Genomic DNA, 12,451 nt, shown 5'->3' on the forward strand with positions numbered 1-12,451 from the left:
CGCTATTCGACGGTGACATCCGCATGGCGCACCGCGACGATCACGTCACCCCGGATCATCCGCGCATAGCCGCGATAGGCGCCCTTGGGCCAACCCTCGCCGGGCGCACGACGCCCGTAGGCACGCATCAACTGGGCCTGATCGACATCAAGACGCGCGGTGTGTTCGAAAATCATCCCATCGGGGCCGAACATCTCGAAGTCGATCCGGTCGTATCTGTTGCCATGAAAGGCGTGGGCGTAGAGAACCAGCGCATCCGCCGGTGACAGGGTCGTTCGACGCGCCGCGCCGGATTGAACCGCGTCCAGTTCCGGCACGCCATCCGACACACCGACGGTGAAGAGACCGGCATCGGTGTATTTCGGCGTATCGACCCAGAGGGTTTGCAGCGGTGTGCTGCAGGCATTGTCCTGTCCCGGTGCGAAGGGGTCCACAAGTGCGTCGCCCTGCGTGATGGTCAGGTGAAGATGCGGGTAATTGGTCAGACCGCTCAGCCCGACCTCCCCGAGGAGTTGCCCCTTGAGCACGCGTTGCCCCGGTGTCACGCGGACCGAGCCAAGCTTCATGTGGCAGTAGACCGACTGGTAGCCGTTGCCGTGGTCGATCCGCACCGCGTTGCCGCATTCCTGACCGTGCAGATCCGTGCCGGGCACATAGGGCTGATCGGGGCGGGAGTTGCGGATGGCTTGAACCCGTCCGGCGGCGGCGGCGATCACGCGCACGCCCTGGTCCATCTGGTCAAAGTCGATAAGGGCAAAGTCCGTGCCACTATGGCCGTCGCGCGTTTTCAGGCCGCAGTGGTAATCCGAAAACGCGTCGGTCGGATCGACATCCGGGTAGTCTTCGATCACGCAGGTTTCGCCCAGTACGCAATCAAGCGGCATGCCCAGAAAAGAAACGTCCGCCACAACAGGTGTGGCGGACGCGAGGATCAGTGCAAGGGCGCGGCGAATCACTCCGCCGTCAGAAGAGGGGGTTTCTTGCTCGACAGGCGCGGATTATCCGGCCCCGCGGTTTCGAGCAGGAGTTTGCCATCCTGCATCGAGACCCGGACGACGCCACCCTTGGCAAGCTTGCCGAACAAGAGTTCTTCCGCGAGCGGTTTCTTGATCTCTTCCTGGATGACCCGGCCCAGCGGCCGCGCGCCCATCTTGTCGTCATAGCCCTTTTCGGCCAGCCATTCGGCGGCAGGCTGGGTCAGTTCGATGGTCACGTTGCGATCCATCAGCTGAGCCTCAAGCTGAAGCACGAACTTTTCGACCACTTGCAGGATCACCGACTTCGGCAGCGGCGCGAAGGAAATAACCGCGTCCAGACGGTTGCGGAATTCCGGCGTGAACGTGCGTTCGATGGCCGCCGTATCCTCGCCCTCGCGACGGTCACGACCAAAGCCGATGGCCGCTTTCGCCTGTTCGGTCGCCCCGGCATTCGAGGTCATGATCAGCACCACGTTGCGGAAGCTGACGGTGCGTCCGTTGTGATCGGTGAGCGCGCCGTGATCCATCACCTGCAACAGGATATTGTAGACATCCGGGTGCGCCTTTTCGATCTCGTCGAGCAAGAGCACGCAATGCGGGTGCTGATCCACGCCATCGGTCAGCTGACCGCCCTGGTCGAACCCGACATAACCCGGAGGTGCACCGATCAGACGGCTGACCGCGTGTTTCTCCATGTATTCGGACATGTCGAAGCGGAGCAGTTCCACACCCAGCGTATCCGCCAGCTGTTTCGCCACCTCGGTCTTGCCGACGCCGGTCGGACCCGCGAACAGGTAGTTGCCGATCGGCTTTTCGGGTTCCCGCAGGCCGGCCCGCGACAGCTTGATCGCCGAGGACAAGGCGTCGATCGCCGCGTCCTGACCGAAGACCACGCGCTTCAGGCTGCCTTCGAGATCCTTGAGCACCTCCGCATCGTCCTTGGAGACGTTCTTCGGCGGGATGCGAGCAATCTTGGCGACCACGGCTTCGATCTCTTTCGCGCCAAGCGATTTGCGGCGCTTGGATTCAGCGACCAGATGCTGTGCCGCACCGGCTTCGTCGATCACGTCGATGGCCTTGTCGGGCAGCTTGCGGTCATTGATGTACCGCGCCGACAGTTCCACCGCCGTCTTGATCGCATCAGCCGTGTATTTCACGCTGTGATGCTGTTCGAAGTAGGGCTTCAGACCCTTGAGGATCTTGATCGTGTCTTCCACCGACGGCTCGTTCACGTCGATCTTCTGGAACCGGCGCGACAGCGCGCGATCCTTCTCGAAGTGCTGGCGGAATTCCTTGTAGGTGGTCGATCCCATCGTGCGAAGCTTGCCCCCCTGAAGCGCGGGCTTCAGCAGGTTGGATGCATCCATTGCGCCGCCCGAGGTGGCACCGGCACCGATCACGGTGTGAATCTCGTCGATGAACAACACGGCGTCGGGGTGTTCCTCGAGTTCGTTCACCACCGCCTTCAGCCGCTCTTCGAAATCACCGCGATAGCGGGTTCCGGCCAGAAGCGCGCCCATATCGAGCGAGAAGATCGTCGTGTTCTTGAGCACATCCGGCGTTTCACCGGACACGATCTTGCGCGCCAGGCCCTCGGCAATTGCGGTCTTGCCCACGCCGGGATCCCCCACGAGGAGCGGGTTGTTCTTGCGGCGGCGGCACAGCACCTGGATGCAGCGCTCGACCTCGGAATCGCGGCCGATGAGCGGGTCGATATCGCCTTCGCGCGATTTGGCGTTCAGGTCGACACAGTACTTGGCCAGCGCCGATTCCTTCTGTTCGCCTTGCGGTTCCTGCGCCTGCGATTCTTCCTCGTGGTCGGTGGACCCGCTGACCGGGCGGCTTTCGCCATAGGCGGGATTCTTCGCGACCCCGTGTGCAATGAAGTTGACCGCGTCGTAGCGAGTCATGTCCTGGTCCTGAAGGAAATAGGCCGCGTTGCTTTCGCGTTCGGCAAAGATCGCGACCAGAACGTTGGCCCCGGTCACTTCGCTGCGGCCCGAGCTTTGGACATGAATCGCGGCGCGCTGGATCACCCGCTGGAACGCGGCTGTCGGCACCGCTTCGGAGCCTTCGATGTCCGTGACGAGGTTGGACAGGTCGTCGTCGATATAGTCGACCAGCGTGGTGCGCAGTTCTTCGGTATCGACAGAACATGCCTTCATCACGCGCACGGCGTCCGGTTCATCGATCAACGCCAGAAGAAGATGCTCCAGCGTTGCGAATTCGTGTGATCGGGAATTGGCCACCGCCAATGCCGAGTGGATGGCCTGCTCAAGGGTATTCGAGAATGAAGGCACGGTTGAGTGCTCCTTCTTTTTGCGTTGCGCCGCAGGGTACGGAACAACTGTCATCTTAGTATTAAAGTTTGGTCGTTAACGACGAAGCTTCAAGTTTTTTCTTGCTCTTGACAGGTCACATCCGTCCGATTGGTCGCAAGTTCTTGTGAATTTGCCTCAGAAGCGATCCTTGCGGGCGCGAATTTCGGCAAAGACATCAACCGGCTGTGCGCCGATCATGTCGAGATGGGCCTGTATGGCGGGGTCAGTGGCGCGCAGGAAGGGGTTGGTCGCCACTTCTTCGGAGAGTTTGCTGGGAACCGTCGGTTCATTGCTGTCACGAGCAGAATTTATGCGTTTGATGCGGGCTTTCAAGGCGTCATTGTCAGGATCGACGGTGATCGCGAATTTCGCGTTGGCCTGGGTGTACTCATGGCCCGAGCAGATCAGCGTCTCGGGATCGAGCGCGGCAAGTTTCTGCAAGCTCTCCCACATCTGTTCCGCACTGCCTTCAAACAGGCGGCCGCAACCCAGTGCCATCAGGCTGTCGGCGGTGAAGGCATAGCCGGAATCCGGCACGACGAAGGCGATGTGTCCAACCGTGTGGCCCGACACGTCAAGCACCTCGACCCGTTCACCGCCGAATTCGAACGCGTCGCCATCGCCGACCTCGCGGTTGAGCGATGGCAGCCGGTGCCGGTCTGCGCGGGCTCCCGTGACCTTGGCGTCGTGCTTGTGCAAGAGATCGTCGACGCCGCCGATATGGTCGTGGTGATGATGCGTCAGCCAGATGTCGGTCAAGGACCATCCCCGGCTGGACAATTCGCTCAGGATCGGTGCGGCCTCGGGCACGTCGATACAGGCCGTGTCGCCGCTGTCGCTGTCATGCAGGAGAAAGGTGTAATTATCGGACAGGGCCGGGATCGTGACAAGTTCAAGGGGCATGGCGTTTCTTTCCGTGGTCGTTACATTCAAATCAACTTAGGCCAAAACAACCGGAGGCCAAAATGCATCTCGATGTGCAGCGGCTGCACAGTTTTTATTACCGCAGTGCCATCGGACGTGTGGCGCAGCGCGTGGTGCGGGACAAGGTCAGGACATTCTGGCCTGAAGCCAAGCAACAGTCCGTCGGCGGCTTCGGCTTCGCGGTGCCCCTGTTGCGGCCATACCTGCACGATGCGCGGCGGGTCATCGGCTTGATGCCGGCGCAGCAGGGGGTGATGCAATGGCCGGCCGGCATGCCCAACGTGTCGGTCCTGTGCGAAGAGACGTTGTGGCCGATCGAAAACGGACGCTTCGACAAGCTGGTCCTGATGCACGGGCTGGAAACGTCCGAGCGGCCCTCGGCGCTGCTCGAGGAATGCTGGCGGGTGCTGGGGCCGGGGGGCAAGGCCCTGTTCATCGTACCGAACCGCTCGGGCCTTTGGGCGCGATCCGACGCGACGCCGTTCGGTTATGGGCGCCCTTATTCGATGGGACAGCTTGAAGCGCAGTTGAAAGCGCATAATTTCGAACCTCAGCGTCACACTGCGGTCTTGTATCAGCCGCCATCGACGCGCCGCTTCTGGATGAAAACCGGGCCGTTCTGGGAACAGATGGGGCGCAGCGTTTCTGCGCTGGTGGCGGGAGGCGTGCTGATGGTGGAGGTCACCAAGACGAGCCCGACCCCGCGTGGCACGCGCGCCGAAAGCCGCGTTCTCAATCCGCTGGGCATCCTCGTGCCCAAACCCGCCAAGCCCGCGCGGGCGCGCGTCGAAGGCAGTCGGCCGGCCTGACTACGGCATCAGCGCGGAGAGATCGGCGGCGCGCTGTCGCGAACGCGGACAATTCAGGCAGGTTTCGGGGCTTTGCTGACAGGCCGTAGAAAAGGAATTGTCCGACCAAAGACGCGGGTTGGCGCTAACAGGAATCGGCAAAGGTGACCTATGCATAGATAAATGCAGCAATTTTCTTGCGCGCATTAGGTCGCACTTGGCGTTAACGCCTTGTAAACAAGGGGGATGGCGCGGTTTTCAAAATCACCATACCGTGTTGCGGGCTGAGGAAGCCTCTGCTACATCCGCGCTGATTTCTATGCCTTGCGGCATTTGCCAAACTGAAAACGCCTCTGACCACCGGACTGCGGGGGATCGGAGGCAGAATAGCGGAAGGGTGGACGTGTCTGAAACAGCATCCATTTCCTCTGGCATCGCGGATCGCTATGCCACGGCGGTCTTTGATCTCGCCAAAGAGGGTAAAGAGCTCGACAAGCTCGAAGCCAACCTCGACGATCTGTCGGCCGCGCTCTCGAGCAGCCCGGAACTGACCGACCTGATCCACTCTCCGGTCTACAGCCGCGACGCGCAATCCAACGCGATCACCGCAGTAGCCGCCAAGATGGGCCTGACCCAGACAATGCAGAACGTTCTGGCGCTGATGGCGTCCAAGCGTCGCCTGTTTGTCCTGCCGCAGATGATCAATCGCCTGCGGGACCTGATTGCCGAAGAAAAGGGCGAAGTGACCGCGGATGTGGTATCCGCTGTCAAGCTGACAGCCGCCCAGTCGAAAGACCTTGCCAAGACGCTCAAGGAAAAAGTCGGCAAGGACGTCAAGATCAATGCCACCGTTGATGAAAGCCTCATCGGCGGTCTAATCGTTAAAGTGGGTTCGAAGATGATCGACACGTCGGTCCGCTCCAAGCTCAACTCCCTGAAAAATGCTATGAAAGAGGTCGGATAAATGGGTATCCAAGCAGCCGAGATTTCTGCGATCCTGAAGGAGCAGATCAAGAACTTCGGGCAGGACGCCGAAGTCACCGAGGTGGGCCGCGTCCTTTCCGTTGGTGACGGTATCGCGCGCGTTTACGGCCTCGACAACATCCAGGCCGGCGAGATGGTCGAATTCCCGGGTGGAATTCGCGGCATGGCGCTGAACCTCGAAGCCGACAACGTCGGTATCGTGATCTTCGGTTCCGACCGCGACATCAAGGAAGGCGACACGGTCAAGCGCACCAAGGCCATCGTGGACGTGCCCGTGGGCGACGAACTGCTGGGCCGCGTTGTCGACGGTCTGGGCAACCCGATCGACGGCAAGGGTCCGATCAAGACCTCCAACCGCTCGATCGCGGACGTGAAGGCACCGGGCATCATCCCGCGCAAATCGGTTCACGAGCCGATGGCGACCGGCCTCAAGGCCGTGGACTCGATGATCCCGATCGGCCGTGGCCAGCGCGAACTCATCATCGGTGACCGTCAGACCGGCAAGACCGCCGTGGCCCTGGACGCGATCCTGAACCAGAAATCCTACAACGACGCCGCCGGCGACGACGAGAGCAAGAAGCTTTACTGCATCTACGTCGCGGTGGGCCAGAAGCGCTCCACCGTTGCGCAGCTGGTGAAGAAGCTCGAGGAAAGCGGCGCGATCGAATACACGATCGTGGTCGCGGCCACCGCGTCCGACCCCGCTCCGATGCAGTTCCTCGCGCCCTACGCGGCGACCTCGATGGCCGAGCATTTCCGCGACAACGGCCGTCACGCGCTGATCATCTATGATGACCTGTCCAAGCAGGCCGTGGCCTATCGCCAGATGTCCCTGCTGCTGCGCCGCCCGCCGGGCCGCGAAGCCTATCCGGGTGACGTGTTCTATCTCCACTCGCGCCTGCTCGAGCGGTCGGCCAAGCTGAACGAGGACAACGGCTCCGGGTCGCTGACGGCACTGCCGATCATCGAAACCCAGGGTGGCGACGTTTCGGCGTTCATTCCGACCAACGTGATCTCGATCACCGACGGCCAGATCTTCCTTGAAACCGAACTCTTCTATCAGGGCATCCGTCCCGCCGTGAACACCGGTCTGTCGGTGTCTCGTGTGGGGTCGTCCGCGCAGACCAAGGCGATGTCCTCGGTGGCGGGCCCGGTGAAGCTGTCCCTCGCCCAGTACCGCGAAATGGCGGCCTTCGCGCAGTTCGGCTCCGACCTCGACGCCTCGACCCAGCAGCTGCTGAACCGGGGTGCGCGTCTGACCGAGCTGATGAAGCAGCCGCAATATTCGCCGCTGACCAACGCGGAAATCGTCTGCGTCATCTTTGCCGGCACCAACGGGTATCTCGACAAGTTCCCGGTCGACCGCGTCAAGGATTTCGAGCATGGGCTTCTGAACCACATGCGCGGAAAGCGGAAGGATATCCTCGACTGGATCACCAACGAAGATCCGAAGATCAAGGGCGATGCCGCCGATAAGCTCAAGGCTGCAATCGACGAATACGCCGCCGACTTCTCGTAAGGAGACGAGGCCATGCCAAATCTCAAGGATTTGAAAACACGGATCGCGTCGGTCAAATCGACCCGCAAGATCACCAAGGCCATGCAGATGGTGGCCGCCGCGAAACTGCGGCGGGCACAGGATGCTGCCGAAATGGCGCGCCCCTATACCGAGCGGTTCAACGCCGTGATGGCGGCCCTGGCGTCAAGCGTCGGGGACAGCGACAGCGCGCCGAAACTGCTCAGCGGCACCGGCAAGGAAGACGTGCATCTGCTTGTCGTCCTGACGGCGGAACGCGGCCTGTGCGGCGGCTTCAACGCGAATATCGCGAAGCTCGCCAAGCAGAAAGCCCGAGAGCTCAAGGGTCAGGGCAAGACGGTGAAGATCCTCACCGTCGGCAAGAAAGGCCGTGACGCGATGAAGCGTGACTATGGCGATCTGTTCGTCGGTCACATCGACCTGAGCGACGTCAAGCGGATCGGGTACGCCGATGCGCAGGGCATCGCCAAGGACGTCCTCGGTCGTTTCGATGCGGGTGAATTCGACGTTGCGACGATCTTCTTCGCGGAATTCGTCAATGTCGTGAGCCAGATCCCGACGGCGCAGCAGATCATTCCCGCAGCCTACGAGGCCGATGAGGATGCGTCCGACAGTGCCAGCACGCTCTACGATTACGAGCCGGACGAGGAATCCATCCTCGCCGATCTTCTGCCGCGTGGCGTGGCGACACAGATTTTCGCCGCCCTGCTGGAGAACGGTGCGTCCGAACAGGGCGCCCGGATGAGCGCGATGGACAACGCGACGCGCAACGCGGGCGAAATGATCGACAAGCTCACCATCGAATACAACCGTTCGCGTCAGGCCGTGATTACCAACGAACTGATCGAAATTATCTCGGGCGCCGAGGCGCTCTAAGGACCGGAGACGAAACATGGCAAACGCAAAAGGCAAAATCACCCAGGTGATCGGTGCCGTCGTGGACGTTCAGTTCGACGACCACCTGCCGGCTATCTTGAACGCGCTGAACACGGACAACAACGGCAAGAAGCTTGTGCTCGAAGTGGCGCAGCACCTTGGCGAAAACACCGTGCGCACCATCGCGATGGACGCGACCGAGGGCCTCGTGCGCGGTCAGGAAGTTGTCGACACCGACGGACCGATTTCCGTGCCGGTCGGCAACGCAACGCTGGGACGCATCCTCAACGTCGTGGGCGAGCCCGTCGATGAAGGTGGCCCGGTCGAAGCAGACGAATATCGCCCGATCCACGCTCCTGCGCCGGAATTCGACGAACAGTCGACCGAGTCCGAGATTCTCGTGACCGGCATCAAGGTGATCGACCTGCTCGCGCCCTACTCCAAGGGCGGCAAGATCGGCCTCTTCGGCGGTGCCGGTGTCGGCAAGACCGTTCTCATCATGGAACTGATCAACAACATCGCCAAGGTGCACTCCGGGTATTCGGTGTTCGCGGGTGTTGGCGAACGGACCCGTGAAGGCAACGACCTGTATCACGAGATGATCGAATCCAACGTGATCAAGCCGGACAACCTCAAGGACAGCCAGGTGGCCCTGGTTTACGGCCAGATGAACGAGCCTCCGGGCGCGCGTGCCCGTGTGGCCCTGACCGGTCTGACATTGGCCGAACAGTTCCGCGACCAGTCCGGGACCGACGTTCTGTTCTTCGTGGACAACATCTTCCGCTTCACGCAGGCTGGCTCCGAAGTGTCCGCCCTGCTGGGTCGTATCCCCTCCGCCGTGGGCTACCAGCCGACGCTGGCCACCGACATGGGCCAGATGCAGGAACGCATCACCTCGACCAAGGCCGGTTCGATCACCTCGATCCAGGCCGTATACGTGCCTGCGGACGACCTGACCGACCCCGCACCTGCGACGACCTTTGCGCACCTCGACGCGACAACGGTTCTCAACCGGGCGATTTCCGAGCTGGGCATCTACCCGGCCGTGGACCCGCTCGATTCCAACTCGCGCCTGATGGATCCGCAGATCGTCGGCGAAGAGCATTACCAGGTCGCGCGCGACGTGCAGGGTATCCTGCAACGCTACAAGTCGCTTCAGGACATCATCGCGATCCTCGGCATGGACGAACTGTCCGAAGAGGACAAGATGACCGTGGCCCGTGCCCGCAAGATCCAGCGTTTCCTGTCGCAGCCGTTCGACGTGGCGAAGGTCTTTACCGGGTCTGACGGTGTCCAGGTTCCGCTGGAAGACACGATCTCGTCCTTCAAGGCGGTTGTTGCCGGCGAATACGACCACCTTCCCGAAGGCGCCTTCTACATGGTTGGCGGCATCGAGGAAGTGAAGGCCAAGGCCGAAAAGATGGCTGCCGACGCTGCATAATCCGGGCGCTCATCAACTCTCGCGGGCTTCCTCGCGAGGGTGCCCGTAAGGGCCGACGAGCGCGCCACCCAAAAGGAGATCACACATGGCAGAGACCATGCAATTCGATCTGGTCAGCCCCGAGCGCAGCCTGATGTCGGCGCAGGTCAAATCTGTGCAGATCCCGGGTGCCGACGGCGACATGACGGCGATGCCGAACCATGCGCCGCTGATCACCACGCTGCGTCCCGGTATCCTGACGGTCGAAACCGACAAGGGAACCGAGGAATTCGTCGTGACCGGCGGATTCGCGGAAATGGGCGAAGGACTGTCGGTTCTGGCCGAGCGCGCGGTTCCCACCAAGGACGTCGACCAGACGACGTACGAGACGATGGTCGACGAGGCACATGCGGCCTACCAGCAGACCAAGGAAACCTTCCAGAACGAGCCGGGCCCCGTCGACGATGCGGCCAAGCTTCTTGCGGACATGGTCGCGGTGGGCGGTCGTATCGGCCTGTCTCCGAAGCAGCCGAACCTCTGACCGGGCGATCCCGTCGCTTCCTTCAAGGCCCCGCAGGCTTGCGGGGCTTTTTTCGTTTGGCCGGGCCCTGTGCTGGGGTAGAAGGGCCGGACTACATGAGACGGCGAAATGCAGATCATCAAAAGTTCACGACTTGGAATCGCGCAGGGCTCTGTCGATCTTTTCTCGGATTACGAGGAAGGCGGAGAGATGTGGACCGGCGAGGGCACACGCGCCCGAAGCCAGTGGATCGCGTTCGAACAGCCCTTCGCGGTGCCGCCGGTCGTCCATGTTGCGCTGTCGCTCTGGGACATGGACAGCGCCCATAACGTGCGCGCGGATCTGGTGGCGGACAAGGTCGGCACAGACGGGTTCGAGGCGGTGTTCCGGACATGGCTGGATACGCGGGTCGCCCGGGTTCGGATTTCCTGGATCGCGATGGGAGCGATGTCTGACGAAGATGCCTGGGACGTCGACTGAAAGTCGACACCGCAGCCGATTCATATCGGCGCCTATCGACTGGGGCCGTCATCCCGGCTTTGGAATGGGTTAGCGATGCCCGACCCAGCCGCGGTCATCGGTGAACGCGCGGCCCTGTGGGAGAGACACGATGTCGTACCCGCGGGGCAAATCCTCCAGCGCAGGCAGCGGCGTGTCAGAGGCCGCAAGCAGGATGTTGGCGCGCCCGCGCCCGCTGACCGGTCCTTGCACGGCGCGCACATGGGGGTAAAGTTCAGTCAGGATCGCGTGCAGCCCGCGCGCCAGTGACCCGTCCGGAGCGTCGATCAGGTTTACATAGACCGGCCCGTCGACGATGGACCTGAGGCGTTTGTATGTCTCCGACGTCGCCAAGTGGGCAGGCACCGACGCCGACGAGAACGCATCCATGACGGCGGCGTCGAACCGCCGATCGGTTTCGTTGAGATAGACCCTCCCGTCAGCGTGCACGATGCCCAGTCGGCCCTCCCGTGCGCCGGTCGATCCATCCTGCGCTGCGTCAAAGCCCGTCTGTTCGATCATCGAAGCCGCGCGCGGCAGGTTGTCCCGGACAACTGCGGTGACAAGCGGATCGATCTCGACCGCCACGGCCTGCGCGGACGGGCGCGAGGCAAGCAACCGAGTGGGCAGGGTATAGCCTCCGCCACCGATGAACAGAATCGACGGTGAAGGTCCAAGATCGCGATCCATGCGCGCCCAGATCCATTCGGCATATGGCATGACCAGTCCGGGAAGATCGGCGCCTTCGTCATCGGTGCCGCCGATCCGTTCCGCGGCCTGCGGGGTGCGGTCGGAATACAGGTGGACCGTGCTGCCCTGTCGCACGACGTCGATGCAGGACAGACCGGATTCGTATTGGCAGACCGGTCCGCCAAGCAGGCTCAACGCCACGACGGCGGCGGCCGGACCGATCGACCCGTTGGACCCGTTATCGTCCTGGGATTCTTCGGTGGCATCCCGATCTTCGGGTGGGTCGCCTTTGAGGAAGGGCATGCACAAAAGCGCCACCGCCCCGCATCCGGCAAAGGTTGCCGCCGATCCGATCAGGGGGAGGGCGACGAACCCGGCAAGGATGGCGCCCGCGATGGCCCCTAACGAGCCAGCCGCAAGCACGAGGCCAAGCGATGATCCTTCCCGCCCCGGTCGCGCCTCGACGGCGCATTTGGCAAGGAAGGGCGTCGGGAGTGTGACCAGCACCGAAGCCGGGAAAAACGCCACGAAAACGGTGAGCAGCATCCCCCCAAGCCCCCGCGCGCCAAGGGCATAGATCGCACCCAGGATCGTCGGCGACAGGGCCATGAGCACGGCTGTTGCAATCAACGCAGCCCGAACCTGGCGCACGGCCTTGGCGCGCGGGCGCTCCGCAACCAGCCCGCCCAGGGCGCTGCCAAGCGAAAACCCGGCAAGGACCGTTGCGATGACGGCTGTCCAGGTCAGCAAGGACGTGCCGAAGAACGGCGCCAGCACGCGACCAGCCGCGATCTCGTAGGTCAGCCCGACAATGGACAGAACAAGGATTAGGTTGATCGTTGTCCAGAACCGCATGGTGGCCTTTCCGTTAGGTGCCTCTGGACGGTCCGGAACCGTCCGTCAGTGTTGTTCCCTG

At 62.1% G+C, this 12,451-nt stretch carries 11 protein-coding genes; 7 read left to right on the forward strand and 4 right to left on the reverse strand.

Annotated elements, in window-relative coordinates; translation table 11 throughout:
- Positions 1–2: 2 nt before the first annotated feature.
- The 3 genes from LCF60_RS00830 to gloB form a co-directional block, all read right to left on the reverse strand.
- Positions 3–908 (reverse strand): M23 family metallopeptidase, encoded by a 906-nt coding sequence (locus LCF60_RS00830; RefSeq protein WP_292289108.1) that lies wholly within the window; start codon positions 906–908, stop codon positions 3–5.
- Between the two features lie 44 nt (positions 909–952).
- Positions 953–3,277 (reverse strand): ATP-dependent Clp protease ATP-binding subunit ClpA, encoded by a 2,325-nt coding sequence (clpA, locus tag LCF60_RS00835; protein ID WP_292289109.1) that lies wholly within the window; start codon positions 3,275–3,277, stop codon positions 953–955.
- A gap of 156 nt (positions 3,278–3,433) precedes the next feature.
- Positions 3,434–4,201 carry a hydroxyacylglutathione hydrolase gene (gloB, locus tag LCF60_RS00840; RefSeq protein ID WP_292289110.1) on the reverse strand — a complete coding sequence of 256 codons (768 nt, stop codon included), beginning with the start codon at positions 4,199–4,201 and terminating at the stop codon, positions 3,434–3,436.
- 62 nt (positions 4,202–4,263) lie between these two features.
- Between gloB and LCF60_RS00845 the strand changes: the two genes are divergently transcribed.
- From LCF60_RS00845 to LCF60_RS00875, 7 genes are all read left to right on the forward strand, one after another.
- Positions 4,264–5,031 carry a class I SAM-dependent methyltransferase gene (locus LCF60_RS00845; RefSeq protein WP_292289111.1) on the forward strand — a complete coding sequence of 256 codons (768 nt, stop codon included), beginning with the start codon at positions 4,264–4,266 and terminating at the stop codon, positions 5,029–5,031.
- Between the two features lie 376 nt (positions 5,032–5,407).
- Positions 5,408–5,974 (forward strand): F0F1 ATP synthase subunit delta, encoded by a 567-nt coding sequence (locus LCF60_RS00850; RefSeq protein WP_292289173.1) that lies wholly within the window; start codon positions 5,408–5,410, stop codon positions 5,972–5,974.
- The gene (gene atpA, locus LCF60_RS00855; RefSeq protein WP_292289112.1) at positions 5,975–7,513 is read left to right on the forward strand and encodes a F0F1 ATP synthase subunit alpha; all 1,539 of its coding nucleotides are present in this window, start codon (positions 5,975–5,977) and stop codon (positions 7,511–7,513) included.
- Positions 7,514–7,525: 12 nt separating this feature from the next.
- The gene (locus tag LCF60_RS00860) at positions 7,526–8,407 is read left to right on the forward strand and encodes a F0F1 ATP synthase subunit gamma (RefSeq protein WP_292289113.1); all 882 of its coding nucleotides are present in this window, start codon (positions 7,526–7,528) and stop codon (positions 8,405–8,407) included.
- 16 nt (positions 8,408–8,423) lie between these two features.
- On the forward strand, positions 8,424–9,848 hold the full coding sequence (gene atpD, locus LCF60_RS00865) for a F0F1 ATP synthase subunit beta (protein ID WP_292289114.1): 1,425 nt from the start codon (positions 8,424–8,426) through the stop codon (positions 9,846–9,848).
- Positions 9,849–9,933: 85 nt separating this feature from the next.
- Positions 9,934–10,368, forward strand: coding sequence for a F0F1 ATP synthase subunit epsilon (locus LCF60_RS00870; RefSeq protein ID WP_292289115.1), 435 nt, complete (start codon positions 9,934–9,936; stop codon positions 10,366–10,368).
- Positions 10,369–10,476: 108 nt separating this feature from the next.
- A complete protein-coding gene (locus LCF60_RS00875) occupies positions 10,477–10,827 on the forward strand; it encodes an H-type lectin domain-containing protein (protein WP_292289116.1) in 351 nt (116 codons plus the stop codon).
- Positions 10,828–10,896: 69 nt separating this feature from the next.
- Here the strand turns inward: LCF60_RS00875 and LCF60_RS00880 are convergent, their stop codons facing one another.
- Entirely contained in the window at positions 10,897–12,390 is a 1,494-nt protein-coding gene (locus LCF60_RS00880) for a fused MFS/spermidine synthase (RefSeq protein WP_292289117.1), read from the reverse strand.
- Positions 12,391–12,451: the final 61 nt, after the last annotated feature.

This window comes from Marivita sp., assembly GCF_020055635.1.
GTDB lineage: Bacteria > Pseudomonadota > Alphaproteobacteria > Rhodobacterales > Rhodobacteraceae > Marivita.